Genomic DNA, 18,517 nt, shown 5'->3' on the forward strand with positions numbered 1-18,517 from the left:
GAATTGTTTCCGGTCCGCTTGACGGCATCCGGGTCGTCGAGGTCGGCACGCTTATCTCCGGACCGTTCGCCGGGCGGCTGCTCGGCGACATGGGCGCCGAGGTGATCAAGGTCGAACCGCCGGGAGCTCCCGACCCGCTGCGCACCTGGGGTCAGGCCGAGTTGGACGGCCACCACTTCTTTTGGACGGTGCACGCCCGCAACAAGAAGGCCGTCACCCTCAACCTGCGGGACGCCCGGGGCCGCGACCTGTTCCTCGATCTGGTCGAGCGCTCCGACATCATCGTCGAGAACTTCCGGCCCGGCACGCTGGAGAAGTGGGGCCTCGGTTACGACGTTCTGCGCGAACGCAATCGGGGCATCATCCTGGTCCGGGTGTCGGGTTACGGGCAGACCGGTCCGGAGTCGACGAAGGCCGGCTACGCCTCGGTCGCCGAGGCGGCCAGCGGGTTGCGGCACATGAACGGATTCCCCGGCGGACCGCCGCCGCGCCTGGCGCTGTCGCTCGGCGACAGCTTGGCCGGGATGTTCGCCGCACAGGGCGCGCTGGCGGCGCTGTACCGGCGGACCGTGACCGGTGAGGGACAGATCGTCGACGCGGCGCTGACCGAATCGTGTCTGGCGGTGCAGGAGTCGACGATTCCCGACTACGACATCGGCGGCGTGGTCCGCGGACCGTCGGGTACCCGACTGGAGGGCATCGCCCCGTCGAACATCTACCGCAGCGCCGACGGCAGCTGGGTGGTGATCGCCGCCAACCAGGACACCGTCTTCCGGCGATTGTGCGCGGCTATGGGCCGGCCCGAGCTGGCCCAGGACGACCGGTTCGTCAATCATGTTGCGCGCGGCCGTAATCAGGACGAGCTTGACGCCATCATCGGCGACTGGGCGGCGGCCCGTGAGCCCGCCGACATCATCGAGACGCTGAGTGAAGCGGGCGTCATCAGCGGACCGATCAACACCGTCGCCGAGGTCGTCACCGACCCGCAGCTGCTGTCACGCGGCATGATCGCCGATCACTGGGACGAGCGCATCGGGCGCAATGTGAAGGGCCCCGGCGTGGTTCCGGTGTTGTCGGAGTCCCCCGGCACCATCCGATCCGCGGGCTCGTCGCGGCCGGGACAGCACAACAGTGAGGTGTACGGTGAACTTCTGGGCCTGCGGTCCGATGAGATCGCTGAGTTGGAGTCCCAGGGAGTGCTATGAGCGAGCTGCCCGGCCACGTCACGATCCGCGAGGTCGCCCTGCGCGACGGCCTGCAGATCGAAGACCCGATTCCGTTGTCCGCCAAGCTCGAACTGCTCGCAGCGATCGCCGCCACCGGCGTTCGGGAAGTCGAGGCGACGGCGTTTGTCTCCCCGTCGAAGGTGCCCGCCCTGGCTGACGCGCCGGAGTTGGCCGCCCACCTCGGCAGCTATCCCGACATCGAATTCTCCGCACTGGTGGCCAGTCCGAACGGCGCCAAGCGCGCCATCGCGGCCGGGCTGCGTTCCGTTGAATACGTGGTGTCGGCGGCCGACGCCCACAGTCGTGCCAACGTCGGGCGCAGCAGCGCGGACGCCACGGGCCAGATCGCCGACATCATCGCCATCGCTCATGACTCCGGAGTCAGCGTCGAGGTCATCATCGCCACCGCCTGGGACTGCCCCTTCGACGGCCCGACCCCGCCGCAGCGTGTCCTCGGCATCGTCGACGCGGCTTGCGAATTCGGCGCAGACCGGCTGGCCATCGCCGACACCATCGGCACCACCACGCCGGGGCGGGTCACCGCGCTGATGAATCAGGTGAAGCCCCGCATCGGCGATCTGCCGCTGGGTGCCCACTTCCACAACACCCGCGGCGCCGGGTTGGCCAGCGCGTACGCGGCCGTCGCCGCCGGTGTGACGCGGCTCGACTCGTCGGTGGGCGGCCTGGGCGGCTGCCCGTTCGCGCCCGGGGCGAGCGGCAACATCGCCACCGAGGATCTCGTTTACCTGTTGCGCGACAGCGGAATCGGTGTCGACATCGACCTTCCCGCGGCGATCAGCGCGGCAGCCGTCGCGAGATCGGTGGTCGGCCACGATCTGCCCAGCGCACTGCTGCGCGCCGGCGACCGGATACTGAGCTGAGCTGACACCGGGCCTCATGGAATCGACTCGGGTGGATCGGTGGCTGTGGGCGGTCAGGCTGACGAAGACCCGCCCGGATGCCGCCGCGGCGTGCCGAGGCGGGCACGTCCGCGTGAACGACCGGCTGGCGAAGCCGTCGACCACCATCTCCCCCGGTGACGAGGTCCGCGCACGCGTCGGCGACACGACGAGGATCGTCGAGGTCGTCAGGGTGATCGCCAAGCGGGTCGGAGCTGCCGACGCCGTCACCTGTTACTTGGACCGCACGCCCAAGCCGCCAAGTGTTCCCGCCGTGCCGGTGGCGGCGCGTGATCGCGGAGCCGGCCGACCGACGAAGCGGGACCGCCGAGCGCTCGACAAGTGGCGTGCGAGCCAGTGGTGAGCTGAGCCGTCGCACTACTTGCTCAGGGTGAACTGGCAGACGTCGGTGTAGCGGTTGCGGAACAGGTCCGCGCACCCGGTCAGGTACTTCATGTAGCGGTCGTAGACCTCTTCGGACTGGATCGCGATCGCCTCGTCCCGGCGTGCCTCGAGTGCGGACGCCCACAAATCGAGGGTCTTCGCGTAGTGCTGTTCCAGCGATTGGACGAGATCAGTTGTGAAGCCGGCCTTTCCGGCCAGGTCCTGGACGATCTCGCGGGTCGGCAGGTGGCCGCCGGGGAAGATCTCCACCGAGATGAACTTGAAGAATCGCAGCAGGCTCATCGTGATGGGCAGCCCGCGTGCCTCCATCTCGGCGCGCGGGATCTGCATGATGGAGTGCAGCATCATCACACCGTCGTCGGGCAGGACCTCGTAGGCGAAGTCGAAGAATGCGTTGTAGCGGTCCGCCCCGAAGTGCTCGAAGGCCCCGATCGACACGATCCGATCCACCGGTTCCTCGAACTGCTCCCAGCCGCAGAGCAGGACGCGGCGGCTGCGCGTCGTGTCCATCTCGGCGAACGCGCGTTCGGCGTGAGCCTGCTGATTGCGGCTCAAGGTCAGCCCGACGACATTGACGTCATACTTCTCGATCGCACGGCGCATCGTGGCGCCCCAGCCGCAACCGACGTCCAGCAGGGTCATTCCGGGCTCCAGACCCAACTTGCCGAGCGACAGATCGATCTTGGCCAGCTGCGCCTCCTGCAGCGTCAGATCGTCGCGCTCGAAGTAGGCGCAGCTGTAGGTCTGCGTCGGATCGAGGAAGAGCCGGAAAAAGTCGTCGGACAGGTCGTAGTGCGACTGAACGTCCTCGAAGTGCGGCTTCAAGTGTGATGTGGTGCTTGCTGGATGTGACAAGGAAGGGCCTTTGACTTTTCGGCTGACATTCGTGCAGCTCCATTTGCTCAAGAGCCTCCCCGACCACTCGTAAGCGTACGCAACGATGTCAAGCTGTCGTTGCCAGGAATGGCGTTGAAGCAGGTCAGCTCCGGAATTCGCCGTCGCGAGAGCTCTTGCCAACCGTTAAAACGAAAAGTAACGTCAGCTTTAGTTTCCCTTCCGAAGCCCGGGGGCCAGCCCATGGAACCGTCCAGCCGTTCGCGCAAAGCGGACGGGGCCGCCGACGGCCCTCGCGAACTGAGCTCCAAGGGGCGCCAAACCCGTCAAGCCATCGAGGACGCCGCCCGAAAACTCTTCGCCGAACGGGGTTTCCACGGCACGACCTTGGTCGACATCACGTCGGCCGCGGGCAGATCCCCCGCGGTGTTCTACCGCTACTACGACGACAAAGAGGACCTGCTCGCCGCATTGGCCGGTTCGTTCCTGCACGACGTCGTGCTTCCGTCCGGTCTGCGACTGCACCTCCCGGAATCCCCGGACGACACCCGCTTTTTCCTCACCGTCGTCAGCGCCTACTGGGACATGTTCAAGCAAAGCATCGGCATCATGGTGGCCGTCGACCAGCTCGCCGCCACTGAACCCCGGTTCGCCGCCCTGCAGAACCAGTTCCGTCAGTTCGGCATCGACATCGTCGCCGCGTCGGTACTGCGCGCCCAGGAACACGGGTACGCGGCCGGCCTGCAACCCGAACACACCGCCCTGGCGATCGCGCTGCTGTTCGAACAGTTCACCACCGTGTGCCTGCGTCCCGACAGCGCGGGCCTGGGTCTGCGCCTGTCGGACGATGACGCCGTGACGACCCTGTCTACTATTTGGAAGAAAACGCTCTACGGCTTTTGATTGATTAGGAGATCAGCGTGGATTTCTCTCTGCCCGAACACCTTACGACTCTATTGGCCGAGATGGATGCGTTTATCGAGGCCGAGATCAAGCCCCTCGAGTGCGAACACATCCAGTACTTCGATCAGCGTCGCGAGTTCGCTCGAACCGACATCGAGAACGGCGGTATCCCCCGCCGGGAGTGGGAGGATCTGCTCGACGAGATGCGCCGGCGAGCCGACAAGGCGGGGTGGTTGCGGTACGGCCTGCCGTCGAAATTCGGCGGCCGGGACGGCACCAATCTCGATATGGCGGTGATCCGGGAACATCTGGCGCACAAGGGACTTGGTCTCCACAACGATCTGCAGGACGAATCCTCGATCGTCGGGAACTTCCCACAGGTCATCATGATGGACCGGTTCGGCACCGAAGACCAGAAGAGCGAGTGGATCGAGGCGATGCTGACCGGCACGCGGTCCATGGCGTTCGGGCTCACCGAACCGGACCACGGCTCCGACGCCACCTGGCTGGAGACCCGCGCCGTTCGCGACGGTGACGACTGGGTGATCAACGGCACCAAGCGGTGGAACACCGGTGTGCACCGGGCCACCCACGACCTGGTCTTCGCGCGCACCTCGGGCGAGGCCGGCCAGGCGCGCGGCATCAGCGCGTTCCTCGTCCCGTGCGACGCCAAAGGGTTCGAGGTGCCGTACTACTGGTGGACGTTCAACATGCCCACCGACCACGCCGAGGTCGTCCTGCGCGACGTGCGGATCCCCGCCGATGCCGTCCTCGGCGAGGTGGACCACGGTCTGGAAGTCGCCCAGACATTTCTGCACGAGAACAGGATTCGCCAGGCGGCAAGCAGCCTCGGCGCCGCCCAGTACTGCATCGACCGCGCCGTCGACTATGCGGGCAAGCGGGTGACGTTCGGCAAGCCTCTGGCGGTCAACCAGGCCGTCCAGTGGCCGCTGGTCGAGCTGCAGACCGAGGCTCAGATGGTGCGGCTGCTGGTGCGCTACGCGGCCACCGAGCTCGACCGCAACCATCACCTCGAAGTGTCCGACAAGGTGTCGATGGCCAACTACCGCGCCAACCGGCTGGTGTGCGAGGCGGCCGACCGGGCCATGCAGGTGCACGGCGGAGTCGGCTACAGCCGCCACGAACCGTTCGAGCACATCTACCGGCACCACCGCCGATACCGCATCACCGAGGGCGCCGAGGAGATCCAGATGCGTCGCGTGGCCCAACGGATGTTCAAGTTCGGCAAGCCGGCTCGCTGACGTGGCCGCCGAGACGCTGGCCGCGGATCTGGCCGATGTGTTGCGCCCGCTGCTCGGTCCCGAAACCGACGTGGACAACCTGCGCGCGCTGACCGGCGGGGCCAGCCGCACCACCTGGGCATTCGATGCGGTGACCGGATCGGCGCGCCGCGCACTGATTCTGCGCACCGGGCCGCCGGATGACGTACACGCCGGAATGGAACTGGAGGCGGCCGTCCAGGAAGCGGCCGCCGCGGCCGGTGCGCCGGTGCCCGACATCCTGGTTGCGTCCGATTCAGTTGAGGCGCTAGGCAATCCGTTTCTGATCTGCGGTGAGATCGCCGGAGAGACCATCGTGCGCCGTATCCAACGGCAGCTCGACGATGCCGGCCGGGCGAAGTTGCTGCGGCAGTGCGCCCAGGCGCTGGCGGCGATTCACTGTGGCGCCACCGACGCCCCCGGGCTGGCCGAGCAGGACCAGATGGCGCAGTGGCACCAGCGGCTCGACGACATGGGCGACACCACAGCGACATTCGAGTGGGCATTTCGATGGCTGGAGGCCCACCGGCCGCCGCCGTCGCCGCTGCGGCTTGTGCACGGCGATTTCCGGATGGGCAATCTCATCGTGCACGGCTCGGACCTCGCGGCCGTACTGGACTGGGAACTGGTCCACATCGGCGAGATCTACGAAGACCTGGCCTGGTTCTGCATCCGGGCCTGGCGCTTCGGCGCCTCGTCCAGCATGGCGGCCGGGGGCCTGGGCAGCATCGACGATTTCGTCGCGCCATATGAGGAGGCCGGCGGTGCGACCGTCGACCGCGCGACGTTGCGCTGGTGGCTTGTGCTGGCCACCCTGCGCTGGGGAGTGATCTGCCGGTTCCAGGCCGAACGGCACCTGAGCGGCCAGACCCGGTCGGTAGAGCTGGCCGCGATCGGCCGGCGGGTCTGCGAGACCGAATGGGATGTGCTCGACCTACTGAAGGGTGCGTCATGACGGGACTCAACGGACGGCCCACAGCCGCCGAACTCGTCGCCGCTGTCGCCGAATTCCTCGCCAATGACGTCCGGTCCAACACCACCGGGTCGGTCAACTTCCACGCCCTCGTCGCCGTCAATGTCTTGCGCACCGTGGAACGCGAATTGCTTGACCAGACCGCCGCCGAACCGCAGGCCGCACTCGAAGGGCTCGGCTACCACGACGAAGCCGCACTGGCCGCAGCCATCCGCGCCGGGGACCTCGACGGCCGCGGCGACGAGGTGATGAAGTGTCTTCGCGCCGTGGTCAAGCACCGGGTGGCGATTGCCCACCCCGGATACGACTCACCTGAAGGAGGTTCGCCGTCATGACCACCGAGAGCCAGATCCTGCAGGCTGCCGACCGGTTATTCGCCGCCATCACGCAGGGCGATGTCGCTGCGGTGGCGGCGCTATGGTCCGACGATGTCACCGTCTGGCACACCGGCGATGAGCGCGACAGCGACAAGACGCGCGCTCTCAAGGTGATCCGGTGGTACGTCGGCGCCACCACCTACCGGCACTACGACGTGCTCGACCGGCAGGTGTTCGACGGCGGCTTCGTCCAGCAACACATTCTGCGGTGCACCAATACCCGCGGTGAAGACGTGGCCTTGCGGGTATGCCTGATCGTGAAAGTCGGAGACGACGGGCTCATCCGGCGAATCGACGAGTACCTCGATCCCGCCGACCTGGCACCGCTGCTGTCCTGAGAGAAGGCATCACATGTCCGCACTGCAGGCGTTACTCAACGACCCCGGCGCCGCCGGGGTGTGGCAATTGGTTCCCACGCGGTCCTCGGTGCGCTTCAAGAACAAGACGTTCTGGGGGTTGGCCACCGTGACCGGCACATTCGGCGACGTGAGCGGCACCGGGCAGGTCGGCTCGAACGGCGCGGTGTCGGGGCGGCTGGAGATCGGTGCGTCGTCGCTGAAGACGGGCATCGGAAAACGTGACGAACATCTGCGCTCGGCCGACTTCTTCGACGTCGAGAACCATCCCCAGATCCGCGTCGAGGTCACCGGGCTGGAACCCACCGGCGCGGACACGGCCGATCTCACCGCCACGCTCACCGTCCGGGGAGTCAGCACGCCGCTGCCGCTGTCGGTCACGATGACCCCGCTCGGTGACGGCTCTGTGCAGCTGACCACCACGGCGACGATCGACCGCACCGAACTCGGCGTCAGCGGCAACATGATCGGGATGATGCCCGCGACCACCACGCTGCTGGCCGACGTCGTCTTCGCCAAAGAGTGATTTGGGCGCGCGTTCGTTCGCTCAGCGAACGTTTCCGCGCCGAAATCACAGATGCGGCAGTAGCATCGGCTGCGTGTCTCGCCCGGGCGCGCAGCCCCTCCACGTGCTGGTCTACAGCAGCAATGCCCGCACCCGTGATGAGGTGCGCCTGGCTTTGGGAAAGCGGGTGCACCCCGAACTCCCGGATCTCACCTACACCGACGTGGCGACCGGACCGATGGTGATCCAGCTGATGGACGCCGGCGGATTCGATCTGGTGATCCTTGACGGCGAGGCGGCTCCCGTCGGCGGAATGGGCATTGCCAAACAACTCAAAGACGAGATCGACGACTGCCCGCCGGTGCTGGTGCTGACGGGCCGATCCGACGATGCATGGCTGGCCAACTGGTCGCGCGCCGAGGCTGCGGTGCCTCACCCGATCGACCCGGTGCGACTCGGCGAGGCGGTCGTAGGTTTGCTGCGCACAACCGTGCAATGACTGAAACGCCAAATATGCTGTCGCCCTTGCCCTCTCGACGAGAGATGGACCGCGCTCAGCTATTCAAGCCATCCTAACGAAATCGCGACAGCGAGTCTCAAGATCGCTAGGCTGTGTCGTAGCTCACATCTCCAGCCCAGTGAGGAGTGACACAGCTCTATGAATTTGTATCTGCCCATCCTGGTGTTGGGTGTCATCGCGGCCGCGTTCGCGATCGTCTCGGTGGTGATCGCGCTGGTGATCGGTCCGCGGCGGTTCAACCGGGCCAAGCTCGAAGCCTACGAATGCGGGATCGAACCGGTCGCCGGGGAGTCGGCCGGTCAGCGCTTCCCGATCAAGTACTACCTGACGGCGATGTTGTTCATCGTCTTCGACATCGAGATCGTGTTCTTGTATCCGTGGGCGGTCTCCTTCGATTCGTTGGGCACGTTCGCGCTGGTGGAGATGCTGATCTTTATGGTGACGGTGTTCGTTGCGTACGGGTACGTGTGGCGCCGGGGCGGCCTGGAATGGGATTAGAAGAGCAGCTGCCGGGCGGCATTCTGCTGTCGACGGTGGAGAAGGTCGCCGGGTTCGTGCGCAAAGGGTCGCTATGGCCGGCGACGTTCGGGTTGGCGTGTTGTGCCATCGAGATGATGGCGACGGCAGGCCCCCGGTTCGATATCGCGCGGTTTGGCATGGAGCGGTTTTCGGCCACGCCCCGGCAGGCCGATCTGATGATCGTGGCGGGCCGGGTGTCGCAGAAGATGGCGCCGGTGCTACGGCAGGTGTATGACCAGATGGCCGAACCCAAGTGGGTGCTGGCCATGGGGGTGTGCGCCTCCAGCGGCGGTATGTTCAACAACTACGCGGTGGTCCAAGGGGTGGATCATGTAGTGCCGGTGGACATCTATCTCCCCGGGTGCCCGCCGCGTCCGGAGATGTTGTTGAACGCAATCCTGGCGTTGCACGCCAAGATCGCCGAGATGCCGTTGGGGGTGCACCGCGCCGAGGCTGTGGCCGCAGCTGAAAAGGCCGCGCTGGCCGCGCCGACCACCCTGGAGCTCAAGGGTCTGCTGCGGTGAGGAAGGAAGACGGCGCGGGTGAGGTCATCGGCGTGCGCCGGGGCATGTTCGGCATCAACGGCAGTGGCGACACTTCCGGCTACGGCCGACTGGTCCGCGAAGTCGCCCTGCCCGGCAGCACTCCGCGGCCCTACGGTGGCTATTTCGACGACGTCGTCGACCGATTGGCCGAGGCGTTGGGCGACCACGCTTTCGGTGCAGCTATAGAGCGGGTCGTCGTCTTCCGCAACCAGCTCACCATCGAAGTCGGGCGCGAACACCTGCTGGGCGTCGCCCGGGCGTTACGCGACGACGAGCGGTTGCGCTTCGAATTGTGTTGCGGGGTTTCAGGTGTGCACTACCCGCAGGATGCGGACCGGGAGCTGCACGCGTTCTATCCGCTGCTGTCGATCACGCACAACCGCCGGGTGCAAGTGGAGGTGGCCTGCCCCGACGCCGATCCGCATGTGCCGTCGTTGTTTTCGGTGTACCCGACGGTCGACTGGCATGAGCGAGAGACGTATGACTTCTTCGGCATCGTCTTCGACGGTCATCCCGGCCTGACCCGGATCGAGATGCCTGATGACTGGGTGGGCCACCCGCAGCGCAAGGACTACCCGTTGGGTGGTGTGCCGGTCGAGTACCACGGCGCCCAGATTCCGCCGCCCGACGAACGCAGGTCGTATCACTGATGACGACCGACGAGAACGTAATCGTCCTGGGCGGCCAGGACTGGGAGGAAATCGTCGCCGCCGCGCGCCAGGGTGAGGCCGGCGAACGCATCGTGGTGAACATGGGTCCGCAGCACCCCTCGACCCACGGGGTGTTGCGGCTGATCCTGGAAATCGAGGGCGAGACAGTCACCCAGGCGCGCTGCGGTATCGGCTATCTGCACACCGGGATCGAGAAGAACCTGGAATACCGCACTTGGACCCAGGGCGTCACCTTTGTGACCCGAATGGACTACCTGTCACCGTTTTTCAACGAAACGGCCTACTGCTTGGGTGTGGAACAGCTGCTTGACATCACCGATCAGATCCCGGAACGCGCGAGCGTAATCCGGGTGATGATGATGGAACTCAACCGCATCTCGAGCCATTTGGTGGCGTTGGCCACCGGCGGCATGGAGCTCGGCGCGATGACGCCGATGTTCTTCGGCTTCCGCGAGCGCGAGCTGATCCTGTCGGTGTTCGAGGCGATCACCGGATTGCGGATGAACAACGCCTACATCCGACCTGGCGGGCTCGCCACCGATCTGCCAGACGACGGGCCCCAACGGGTGCGCGATCTGCTCAAGATCCTGCCGGGCCGGCTGCGCGAGCTCGAAGACCTGCTGACCCAGAATTACATCTGGAAGGCCCGCACCCAGGGCATCGGCTATCTGGATCTGACCGGCTGTATGGCGCTGGGTATGACCGGACCGGTGTTGCGCTCCACCGGACTGCCGCACGATCTACGCAAGACCCAACCCTATTGCGGTTATGAGGATTACGACTTCGACGTGATCACCGATACCGGGGCGGACTGTTACGGCCGCTATCTGATCCGGGTCGGCGAGATGCACGAATCGTTGAAGATCGTCACCCAATGTCTGGAGCGTCTGGAGCCCGGTCCGGTGATGATCAGTGACAAGAAGCTGGCCTGGCCGGCCGACCTGCAACTCGGCCCCGACGGTCTCGGGAACTCTCCCGCCCACATCGCCAAGATCATGGGCACTTCCATGGAAGGGTTGATCCACCACTTCAAGCTGGTCACCGAAGGGATCCGGGTGCCGGCCGGCCAGGTGTACATCGCGGTGGAATCCCCTCGCGGCGAGCTGGGGGTGCACATGGTGTCCGACGGTGGCACCCGCCCGTACCGGGTGCACTACCGCGACCCGTCGTTCACCAATCTGCAAGCGGTGGCAGCGATGTGCGAAGGAGGCATGGTCGCCGACGTCATCGCCGCCGTCGCATCCATCGACCCGGTCATGGGAGGTGTGGACAGGTGAGAGCTCGATGAAGATTGACTTGGTTTTGGGTCCCCGCCCAGATGAGCCCGGCCCGCCCATCAGCGGCCGCAGCGCCTACCCCGCCGCGGTGGCCGAGCGGCTGGGCGCCGATGCGGCGGAGATCATCGCCCGCTACCCGCAAGCCCGCTCGGCGCTGTTACCGCTTCTGCACCTGGTCCAGTCCGAGGACGGCTACCTCACCGGAGCCGGAATCACCTTCTGCGCTGAACAACTCGGCTTGACCGAAGCCGAAGTGACCGCCGTGGCCACCTTCTACTCGATGTACCGCCGCACCCCCACCGGCGACTATCTGGTCGGCGTGTGCACCAACACCCTGTGCGCCATTATGGGCGGCGACGCCATCCTGGACACCCTGGAGACCGAGCTCGGCATCCACGCCGGGGGCACCACCGCCGACGGGCGTATCACCCTCGAGCACATCGAATGCAATGCCGCCTGCGATTACGCCCCCGTGATCATGGTGAACTGGGAGTTCTTCGACAACCAAACTCCCGCCAGCGCACGACAACTCGTCGACGACATCCGAACCGGCGAGCAGCCCCAGGCAACCCGCGGATCGCGGGTGTGTTCGTTCCGGGACACCGCACGAACGCTGGCCGGGTTGTCCGGCGGGGCCGGCTCGGGTGGAGGCACGCCCGGTGACGCGACATTGGCAGGCCTTCGGGTGGCCCGTGAACTGGACATGACGGCGCCTCCGTCCAGAGAAAGCGAGGGGCAATGACCCCCGCCACACCGCTGACACCGGTCCTCAGCCGATTCTGGGATGAGCCTGAACCGTGGACGCTGCAGACATATCTGCGCCACGACGGTTACCAGGCGCTGCGGACGGCGCTGGGCATGACGCCCGACGCTGTGATCGCGACGGTCAAGGAATCCGGGTTGCGCGGCCGCGGCGGGGCGGGGTTCCCGACCGGCACCAAATGGTCGTTCATTCCACAGGATGACACCGGAGCCGGGGCCAAGCCGAAGTACCTGGTGGTCAACGCCGACGAGTCGGAACCCGGTACGTGTAAAGACATTCCGCTGATGCTGACCACGCCGCATTTCCTGGTCGAGGGTGTGATCATCGCCGCCTACGCCATCCGGGCCCGGCACGCTTTCATCTATGTGCGCGGAGAGGTCGTGCCGGTGCTGCGCCGGCTGCAAGCCGCGGTGGCCGAGGCTTATCAGGCCGGGTACCTCGGCACCGACATCGCGGGTTCGGGATTCGATCTGGACCTGATCGTGCATGCCGGTGCGGGGGCCTACATCTGCGGTGAGGAAACCGCCCTGCTGGACTCGCTGGAGGGCCGTCGGGGTCAACCCCGGCTGCGCCCGCCGTTCCCCGCAGTCGCGGGTCTGTACGCCTGCCCGACAGTGGTCAACAACGTCGAATCCATCGCCAGCGTGCCGCCGATCCTGCTGAACGGGGTCGACTGGTTCAAGGAGATGGGCTCGGAGAAATCGCCCGGCTTCACGCTGTATTCGTTGTCGGGACACGTCACCACTCCCGGTCAGTACGAGGCCCCACTGGGGATCACCCTGCGCGAGTTGCTCGAGTACGCCGGCGGTGTCCGCGCAGGCCACGAGTTGAAGTTCTGGACGCCGGGCGGCTCGTCGACGCCGCTACTGACCGCCGAACATCTCGATGTGCCGCTGGATTACGAGGGCATGGGGTCGGTCGGATCGATGCTGGGCACCAAGGCGCTGCAGATCTTCGACGAGACCACCTGCGTGGTGCGGGCAGTTCGGCGCTGGACGCAGTTCTACGCCCACGAATCCTGCGGCAAATGCACGCCATGCCGGGAGGGCACCTACTGGCTCAGCCAGATCTACGAGCGGCTCGAGACCGGTCGCGGCACGGAAGACGATATCGGCAAGCTGCTCGACATCTCGGACACCATCTTCGGAAAGTCGTTCTGCGCGTTGGGTGATGGCGCCGCATCGCCGATCATCTCCTCGATCAAGCACTTCCGCGACGAGTACGAGGCTCATCTGGGCAGCAGCTGCCCGTTCGATCCGTACGCCTCGATGCTCGCCGCGCCGGAAGGGGTGGGTGCCTGATGACGCAGATCTCGGAGACCGGGACCCATGAGGCGCCGCCCGTGGAGATGGTCACCCTTGTCATCGACGACGTCGAGGTGGCAGTACCCAAGGGCACGTTGGTGATTCGCGCCGCCGAGTTGATGGGCGTGCAGATCCCCCGGTTCTGCGACCATCCGTTGCTGGATCCGGTCGGGGCGTGCCGCCAGTGCCTGGTGGAGGTGGAGGGTCAACGCAAGCCGATGGCCAGCTGCACCACCACCGTGTCCGACGGCATGGTGGTGCGCACGCAGTTCACCTCGGAGGCCGCGGACAAGGCACAGCACGGGGTGATGGAGTTGCTGCTGATCAACCACCCGCTGGACTGCCCGGTCTGCGACAAGGGCGGGGAATGCCCGCTGCAGAACCAGGCGATGTCCAATGGCCGGGTCGAAACTCGATTCGACGACATCAAACGCACCTTCCCCAAGCCCATCAACCTGTCCAGCCAGGTGCTGCTGGACCGAGAACGGTGTGTGCTGTGCGCGCGCTGCACCCGGTTTTCCGAGCAGATCGCCGGAGATCCGTTCATCTCCCTGCTGGAACGTGGTGCGCTGCAACAAGTCGGGATCGGTCCGGGCGAACCGTTCGATTCCTATTTCAGCGGCAACACCGTGCAGATCTGCCCCGTCGGTGCGCTGACCGGAACCGCCTACCGATTCCGGGCCCGCCCGTTCGATCTGGTGTCCAGCCCCAGTGTTTGTGAACACTGTGCCTCCGGGTGTGCCCAGCGCACCGATCACCGCCGCGGAGTGGTGCTGCGCCGGCTGGCCGGCGACGACCCGGAAGTCAACGAGGAGTGGAACTGCGACAAGGGCCGATGGGCCTTCACCTACACCGGGGTCGGTGATCGCATCACCACCCCGCTGGTGCGCGACGAGAACGGTGCACTGCGGTCGGCTTCCTGGTCGGAGGCCATCGCGGTGGCCGCCGCCGGCCTGCGGTCGGGACGCGCCGGGGTTCTGGTGGGTGGCAGGGCGACAGTCGAAGACGCCTACGCGTACGCCAAGTTCGCACGGATTGCACTGGACACCAACGACATCGACTTCCGCTCCCGCCCGCACTCGGTGGAAGAGCAGAATTTCCTCGCCGCGCACGTGGCCGGTCGCCGTGACGTCAGCTACGCGGATCTGGAAGCCGCTCCCATGGTGGTGCTCGCCGGATTCGAGCCCGAGGACGAGTCCCCCATCGTGTTCCTGCGGTTGCGCAAGACGGTCCGCAAGCACGGCCTGCGGGTCGTGAGCGTCGCGCCGGTGGTATCCCGCGGGTCGGAGAAGCTCGCGGCACAGGTGGTACTCACCGCCCCCGGCCACGAGGGGCCCACCCTCGATGCGCTGACCGACGAGCTGCCGTCGGGGGCGATCATCCTGGTCGGGGAACGGCTTGCCGCCAGCGCCGGTGCGCTGTCGGCGGCGACCCGTCTGGCCGAACGCACCGGAGCCCGGCTGGCCTGGATCCCCCGACGCGCCGGTGACCGCGGAGCCGTCGAGACCGGCTGCCTGCCCAACCTGTTGGCCGGCGCCCGGCCGGCGTCGAATGACGTTGCACGACAACAGCTGGCCAGCTTCTGGCACGTCGACCGCCTCCCGTCAGAAGAGGGTCGCGACGCTACCGACATCCTCACCGCCGCGGCCGGCGGTGAACTCGACGCACTGCTCATCGGCGGCGTCGACGCCGTTGACCTGCCGGACCCGCCGGCCGCACTGGCAGCGATCGAATCGGCCGGCTTCGTCGTCAGCCTCGAGTTGCGGGAGTCGGCCATCACCGCGCTGGCCGACGTGGTCTTCCCGATATCACCGGTCGCCGAGAAGGCCGGTTCATTCCTGAACTGGGAGGGCCGAATCCGTCCGTTCGAGCCGGCGCTGGCCTCCAACGCCTTCCCGGACCTACGGGTGTTGCAGATCCTGGCCGACGAGCTCGGCGTGGACCTCGGGTTCCGGACCGTCGAGGAGGCCCGCGCCGAGCTGCTGACACTGGGTCGGTGGGACGGTGACCGGCCGGCTGCGCCGTCGGTGCAGCCGAAAGAGTCGCCGCCATTGGATTCTGACGAGGCCGTGCTGGCCGGTTGGCGGGTGTTGCTCGACGACGGCCGATTGCAGGACGGCGAGCCATTCTTGGCCGGTACCGCGCGCCCGTCCGTGGTGCGGTTGTCGGCGGCCACGGCCGCCGGGATCGGCGCGGTAGACGGCGAGGTGGTCAGTGTCTCGACGGGTCGTGGCGATATCGCCCTGCCACTGGCAATCACCGAGATGGCCGACGGGGTGGTGTGGCTGCCGCTGAACTCGCCCGGCAGCGCGGTGTATCAGCAGCTCGGTGTCATCCCGGGCACCGTCGTTCGCATCGAGCGGGAGGCCGGCTCATGATCCCGCCCGATCTGAGTGTGTTCGGCCGCGATCCGTGGTGGCTGATCCTGATCAAAGCGGTTGCGGTCTTCGCTTTCCTGCTGCTGACCGTTCTGGTGGCCATCCTGCTGGAGCGCAAGATCCTGGGTCGAATGCAGATGCGCTACGGCCCCAACCGGGTCGGGCCGTTCGGCATCCTGCAGTCCCTGGCCGACGGCATCAAGCTGGCGCTCAAAGAGGGGCTCACCCCGGCCGGGGTGGACAAACCCATTTACCTGATGGCGCCAGTTATTTCGGTGATCCCGGCGATCATGGCGTTCGCGGTGATCCCGCTGGGTCCGCTGGTCTCGGTGTTCGGCCACCGCACGCCGCTGCAGCTCACGGATCTGCCGGTGGCGGTGCTCTACATCCTGGCGGTCACCTCGATCGGGGTGTACGGGATCGTGCTGGCGGGCTGGGCCTCGGGCTCCACCTACCCGCTCCTGGGTGGGCTGCGGTCCAGCGCACAGGTCATCTCGTATGAGATCGCGATGGCGCTGTCGTTCGCGGCGGTGTTCCTCTACGCCGGGACCATGTCCACGTCGGGGATCGTCGCCGCCCAGGAACACACCTGGTACGTGTTCCTGTTGCTGCCGAGTTTCGCGGTGTACGTGACGTCGATGGTCGGCGAGACCAACCGGGCGCCGTTCGATTTGCCCGAAGCCGAAGGCGAGCTGGTGGGCGGGTTCCACACCGAGTACTCCTCGCTGAAGTTCGCGATGTTCATGCTCGCCGAATACGTCAACATGACCACCGTGTCGGCGCTGGCCACCACCTTGTTCCTGGGCGGTTGGCATGCGCCGTGGCCGATCAGCCTGATCGACGGTGTCAACACCGGCTGGTGGCCACTGATCTGGTTCGTGGCCAAGGTCTGGACGTTCCTGTTCGTCTTCATGTGGCTGCGAGCCACCCTGCCCCGCCTGCGCTACGACCAGTTCATGGCACTGGGCTGGAAGCTTCTCATCCCGGTCTCCCTGGTGTGGATCATGATCGTGGCCGTCCTGCACAGCGTCGGCCACACCGGCATCATTCCCAATCTGATCGCGGCAGCAGTGCTGCTGCTGGCCGTGCTGGGTGCGAACTCGCTGCGGAACAAGCTGGTCCGGCGCAACACGGCGCCGCCGCCCGCTGCGGCCAAGGGATCGTTCCCGATACCTCCGCTACCCGGCACGCCGGCACCCAGCAAGGAGAAAGCAGATGCCTAAGTTCCTCGACGCGGTCAAGGGTTTCGGCGTGACGTTCGGGACCATGTTCAAACGCCCCATCACCGAGGAGTATCCGGAGAAGCCGGGGCCGGTGGCGCCGCGCTATCACGGCAGGCACCAACTCAACCGCTATCCCGACGGGCTGGAGAAGTGCATCGGCTGCGAGCTGTGCGCCTGGGCGTGCCCGGCCGACGCCATCTACGTGGAAGGTGCCGACAACACCGAGGAACAACGCTTTTCGCCCGGTGAACGCTATGGCAGGGTCTACCAGATCAACTATCTGCGCTGCATCGGCTGCGGACTGTGCATCGAGGCCTGCCCCACCCGCGCGCTGACGATGACCAATGTCTATGAGATGGCCGACGACAACCGCTCCGACTTGATCTACGGCAAGGACAAACTGCTGGCCCCGTTGCAGCCGGGCATGGCGGCGCCGCCGCACGCGATGGCGCCGGGGGCCACCGACGACGACTACTACCTGGGCCGGATCAAAACTGGAAATCAGGAGGTTCGGTGACGATCACGCTGCTGGCCACCGAAACCCTCACCCGCACCTCCACTCCCGAAGCCATTGCATTCTGGATTCTTGCCGTCATCGCAGTGGCAGGCGCGATCGGAGTCGTCGCCGCACCCAAGGCCGTCTATTCGGCGATCTTCCTTGCCACCACGATGATCGCGCTGGCCATGATCTATGTCGCGCAGGACGCATTGTTCCTCGGGGTCGTGCAGGTGGTGGTCTACACCGGCGCGGTGATGATGTTGTTTTTGTTCGTGCTCATGCTGGTCGGCGTCGACTCCTCGGAGTCGTTGGTGGAAACCATTCGGGGACAGCGGATTGCCGCGATCGTCGCGGGTCTCGGATTCGGCGTCCTGCTGATCGCTGGGATCGGCAACATCGCCACCACCGGATTCGTCGGGCTGACGCAGGCAAATGCGGGCGGAAACGTACAGGGTTTGGCGACACTGATCTTCACCCGCGATCTGTGGGCGTTCGAGTTGACCAGCGCGCTGCTGATCACCGCGGCTCTCGGGGCGATGGTCTTGGCCCACCGGGAACGCTTCGAACGGCGAAAGACTCAGCGCGAGATGGTCGTCGAACGATTCCAGACCGGGGCGCGGGCGACGCCGCTACCCAACCCTGGCGTCTTCGCGCGCCACAACGCCGTCAACACACTTGCTCGCCTCCCCGACGGCACCGATGAGGAATCGTCGGTCAGCACCATCCTTCGTACCGACGGGAACGGAGACGGTCCGCGATGAACCCGGCCAACTACCTGTATTTGTCGGCGTTGCTGTTCACGATCGGCGCCGCAGGAGTGTTGTTGCGCCGCAATGCGATCGTCATGTTCATGTGCGTCGAGTTGATGCTCAACGCCGCGAACCTCGCGTTCGTGACCTTCTCGCGGATGCACGGCCATCTGGACGGGCAGGTGGTGGCGTTCTTCACGATGGTGGTCGCCGCCTGCGAGGTGGTGGTCGGCCTGGCCATCATCATGACGATCTTCCGGACCCGACGCAGCGCCAACGTCGACGACGCCCACCTTCTGCGGCATTGAACG

General features: G+C 66.1%; 22 protein-coding genes. 21 read left to right on the forward strand and 1 reads right to left on the reverse strand.

Annotated elements, in window-relative coordinates:
- The first annotated feature begins 2 nt into the window (after positions 1 to 2).
- The 3 genes from Y900_RS05500 to Y900_RS05510 are packed head-to-tail and all read left to right on the forward strand — an operon-like array spanning position 3 to position 2,489.
- The gene (locus tag Y900_RS05500) at positions 3 to 1,205 is read left to right on the forward strand and encodes a CaiB/BaiF CoA transferase family protein (RefSeq protein WP_036345936.1); all 1,203 of its coding nucleotides are present in this window, start codon (positions 3 to 5) and stop codon (positions 1,203 to 1,205) included.
- On the forward strand, positions 1,202 to 2,107 hold the full coding sequence (locus Y900_RS05505; RefSeq protein WP_036339892.1) for a hydroxymethylglutaryl-CoA lyase: 906 nt from the start codon (positions 1,202 to 1,204) through the stop codon (positions 2,105 to 2,107). The genes Y900_RS05500 and Y900_RS05505 overlap by 4 nt, the downstream gene beginning before the upstream one ends.
- A gap of 16 nt (positions 2,108 to 2,123) precedes the next feature.
- On the forward strand, positions 2,124 to 2,489 hold the full coding sequence (locus tag Y900_RS05510) for an Hsp15 family ribosome-associated heat shock protein (RefSeq protein ID WP_036339895.1): 366 nt from the start codon (positions 2,124 to 2,126) through the stop codon (positions 2,487 to 2,489).
- Positions 2,490 to 2,503: 14 nt separating this feature from the next.
- Here the strand turns inward: Y900_RS05510 and Y900_RS05515 are convergent, their stop codons facing one another.
- Positions 2,504 to 3,355 (reverse strand): cyclopropane mycolic acid synthase family methyltransferase, encoded by an 852-nt coding sequence (locus tag Y900_RS05515; protein ID WP_109751023.1) that lies wholly within the window; start codon positions 3,353 to 3,355, stop codon positions 2,504 to 2,506.
- A 252-nt stretch (positions 3,356 to 3,607) separates the two neighbouring features.
- On the opposite strand from Y900_RS05515, the gene Y900_RS05520 reads away from it, so the two are divergent.
- From Y900_RS05520 to nuoK, 18 genes are all read left to right on the forward strand, one after another.
- Positions 3,608 to 4,267, forward strand: coding sequence for a TetR/AcrR family transcriptional regulator (locus tag Y900_RS05520; protein WP_051659907.1), 660 nt, complete (start codon positions 3,608 to 3,610; stop codon positions 4,265 to 4,267).
- 17 nt (positions 4,268 to 4,284) lie between these two features.
- Complete coding sequence (locus Y900_RS05525; protein ID WP_036339900.1) at positions 4,285 to 5,529, forward strand: acyl-CoA dehydrogenase family protein; 1,245 nt, start codon at positions 4,285 to 4,287, stop codon at positions 5,527 to 5,529.
- A gap of 1 nt (position 5,530) precedes the next feature.
- Complete coding sequence (locus Y900_RS05530; RefSeq protein ID WP_109751024.1) at positions 5,531 to 6,502, forward strand: phosphotransferase family protein; 972 nt, start codon at positions 5,531 to 5,533, stop codon at positions 6,500 to 6,502.
- A complete protein-coding gene (locus Y900_RS32970; RefSeq protein WP_036339902.1) occupies positions 6,499 to 6,855 on the forward strand; it encodes a DUF6285 domain-containing protein in 357 nt (118 codons plus the stop codon). The genes Y900_RS05530 and Y900_RS32970 overlap by 4 nt, the downstream gene beginning before the upstream one ends.
- Positions 6,852 to 7,235 (forward strand): nuclear transport factor 2 family protein, encoded by a 384-nt coding sequence (locus tag Y900_RS05540; protein ID WP_036339905.1) that lies wholly within the window; start codon positions 6,852 to 6,854, stop codon positions 7,233 to 7,235. The genes Y900_RS32970 and Y900_RS05540 overlap by 4 nt, the downstream gene beginning before the upstream one ends.
- Positions 7,236 to 7,248: 13 nt before the next feature.
- Positions 7,249 to 7,779 (forward strand): YceI family protein, encoded by a 531-nt coding sequence (locus Y900_RS05545; protein WP_036339908.1) that lies wholly within the window; start codon positions 7,249 to 7,251, stop codon positions 7,777 to 7,779.
- Between the two features lie 73 nt (positions 7,780 to 7,852).
- Positions 7,853 to 8,257, forward strand: a complete 405-nt coding sequence (locus tag Y900_RS05550; RefSeq protein WP_036339911.1) for an Rv3143 family two-component system response regulator — start codon at positions 7,853 to 7,855, stop codon at positions 8,255 to 8,257.
- Positions 8,258 to 8,416: 159 nt separating this feature from the next.
- The gene (locus tag Y900_RS05555) at positions 8,417 to 8,776 is read left to right on the forward strand and encodes an NADH-quinone oxidoreductase subunit A (RefSeq protein ID WP_036339914.1); all 360 of its coding nucleotides are present in this window, start codon (positions 8,417 to 8,419) and stop codon (positions 8,774 to 8,776) included.
- Positions 8,767 to 9,321, forward strand: coding sequence for a NuoB/complex I 20 kDa subunit family protein (locus Y900_RS05560; protein ID WP_036339917.1), 555 nt, complete (start codon positions 8,767 to 8,769; stop codon positions 9,319 to 9,321). The genes Y900_RS05555 and Y900_RS05560 overlap by 10 nt, the downstream gene beginning before the upstream one ends.
- A 44-nt stretch (positions 9,322 to 9,365) precedes the next feature.
- Positions 9,366 to 9,992, forward strand: a complete 627-nt coding sequence (locus tag Y900_RS05565; protein WP_051660321.1) for an NADH-quinone oxidoreductase subunit C — start codon at positions 9,366 to 9,368, stop codon at positions 9,990 to 9,992.
- A complete protein-coding gene (nuoD, locus tag Y900_RS05570) occupies positions 9,992 to 11,290 on the forward strand; it encodes an NADH dehydrogenase (quinone) subunit D (RefSeq protein ID WP_036339921.1) in 1,299 nt (432 codons plus the stop codon). The genes Y900_RS05565 and nuoD overlap by 1 nt, the downstream gene beginning before the upstream one ends.
- A 7-nt stretch (positions 11,291 to 11,297) precedes the next feature.
- Entirely contained in the window at positions 11,298 to 12,032 is a 735-nt protein-coding gene (nuoE, locus tag Y900_RS05575) for an NADH-quinone oxidoreductase subunit NuoE (RefSeq protein WP_036339925.1), read from the forward strand.
- A complete protein-coding gene (nuoF, locus tag Y900_RS05580) occupies positions 12,029 to 13,354 on the forward strand; it encodes an NADH-quinone oxidoreductase subunit NuoF (RefSeq protein ID WP_036339927.1) in 1,326 nt (441 codons plus the stop codon). Before nuoE ends, nuoF begins: the two co-directional genes overlap by 4 nt.
- Entirely contained in the window at positions 13,354 to 15,735 is a 2,382-nt protein-coding gene (locus tag Y900_RS05585; protein WP_036339931.1) for an NADH-quinone oxidoreductase subunit G, read from the forward strand. The genes nuoF and Y900_RS05585 overlap by 1 nt, the downstream gene beginning before the upstream one ends.
- Positions 15,732 to 16,958 carry an NADH-quinone oxidoreductase subunit NuoH gene (nuoH, locus tag Y900_RS05590; protein ID WP_036339933.1) on the forward strand — a complete coding sequence of 409 codons (1,227 nt, stop codon included), beginning with the start codon at positions 15,732 to 15,734 and terminating at the stop codon, positions 16,956 to 16,958. The genes Y900_RS05585 and nuoH overlap by 4 nt, the downstream gene beginning before the upstream one ends.
- Positions 16,951 to 17,475, forward strand: a complete 525-nt coding sequence (gene nuoI, locus Y900_RS05595) for an NADH-quinone oxidoreductase subunit NuoI (protein ID WP_036339935.1) — start codon at positions 16,951 to 16,953, stop codon at positions 17,473 to 17,475. Before nuoH ends, nuoI begins: the two co-directional genes overlap by 8 nt.
- Positions 17,472 to 18,218 carry an NADH-quinone oxidoreductase subunit J gene (locus Y900_RS05600; protein WP_036339937.1) on the forward strand — a complete coding sequence of 249 codons (747 nt, stop codon included), beginning with the start codon at positions 17,472 to 17,474 and terminating at the stop codon, positions 18,216 to 18,218. The genes nuoI and Y900_RS05600 overlap by 4 nt, the downstream gene beginning before the upstream one ends.
- Entirely contained in the window at positions 18,215 to 18,514 is a 300-nt protein-coding gene (gene nuoK / locus Y900_RS05605; protein WP_036339939.1) for an NADH-quinone oxidoreductase subunit NuoK, read from the forward strand. The genes Y900_RS05600 and nuoK overlap by 4 nt, the downstream gene beginning before the upstream one ends.
- The last annotated feature ends 3 nt before the right edge of the window (positions 18,515 to 18,517 follow it).

Origin of the sequence: Mycolicibacterium aromaticivorans JS19b1 = JCM 16368 (genome assembly GCF_000559085.1) — a bacterium.
Classification (GTDB): Bacteria; Actinomycetota; Actinomycetes; order Mycobacteriales; family Mycobacteriaceae; genus Mycobacterium; species Mycobacterium aromaticivorans.

Excerpts from the sequence above, each read along its gene's own strand:
- Y900_RS05505 (WP_036339892.1), top strand. The coding sequence starts at position 1,202 with ATGAGCGAGCTGCCCGGCCACGTCACGATCCGCGAGGTCGCCCTGCGC.
- Y900_RS05510 (WP_036339895.1), top strand. The coding sequence starts at position 2,124 with ATGGAATCGACTCGGGTGGATCGGTGGCTGTGGGCGGTCAGGCTGACG.
- Y900_RS05520 (WP_051659907.1), top strand. The coding sequence starts at position 3,608 with ATGGAACCGTCCAGCCGTTCGCGCAAAGCGGACGGGGCCGCCGACGGC.
- Y900_RS32970 (WP_036339902.1), top strand. The coding sequence starts at position 6,499 with ATGACGGGACTCAACGGACGGCCCACAGCCGCCGAACTCGTCGCCGCT.
- Y900_RS05540 (WP_036339905.1), top strand. The coding sequence starts at position 6,852 with ATGACCACCGAGAGCCAGATCCTGCAGGCTGCCGACCGGTTATTCGCC.
- Y900_RS05545 (WP_036339908.1), top strand. The coding sequence starts at position 7,249 with ATGTCCGCACTGCAGGCGTTACTCAACGACCCCGGCGCCGCCGGGGTG.
- Y900_RS05555 (WP_036339914.1), top strand. The coding sequence starts at position 8,417 with ATGAATTTGTATCTGCCCATCCTGGTGTTGGGTGTCATCGCGGCCGCG.
- Y900_RS05560 (WP_036339917.1), top strand. The coding sequence starts at position 8,767 with ATGGGATTAGAAGAGCAGCTGCCGGGCGGCATTCTGCTGTCGACGGTG.
- Y900_RS05565 (WP_051660321.1), top strand. The coding sequence starts at position 9,366 with ATGTTCGGCATCAACGGCAGTGGCGACACTTCCGGCTACGGCCGACTG.
- nuoD (WP_036339921.1), top strand. The coding sequence starts at position 9,992 with ATGACGACCGACGAGAACGTAATCGTCCTGGGCGGCCAGGACTGGGAG.
- nuoE (WP_036339925.1), top strand. The coding sequence starts at position 11,298 with ATGAAGATTGACTTGGTTTTGGGTCCCCGCCCAGATGAGCCCGGCCCG.
- nuoF (WP_036339927.1), top strand. The coding sequence starts at position 12,029 with ATGACCCCCGCCACACCGCTGACACCGGTCCTCAGCCGATTCTGGGAT.
- Y900_RS05585 (WP_036339931.1), top strand. The coding sequence starts at position 13,354 with ATGACGCAGATCTCGGAGACCGGGACCCATGAGGCGCCGCCCGTGGAG.
- nuoH (WP_036339933.1), top strand. The coding sequence starts at position 15,732 with ATGATCCCGCCCGATCTGAGTGTGTTCGGCCGCGATCCGTGGTGGCTG.
- nuoI (WP_036339935.1), top strand. The coding sequence starts at position 16,951 with ATGCCTAAGTTCCTCGACGCGGTCAAGGGTTTCGGCGTGACGTTCGGG.
- nuoK (WP_036339939.1), top strand. The coding sequence starts at position 18,215 with ATGAACCCGGCCAACTACCTGTATTTGTCGGCGTTGCTGTTCACGATC.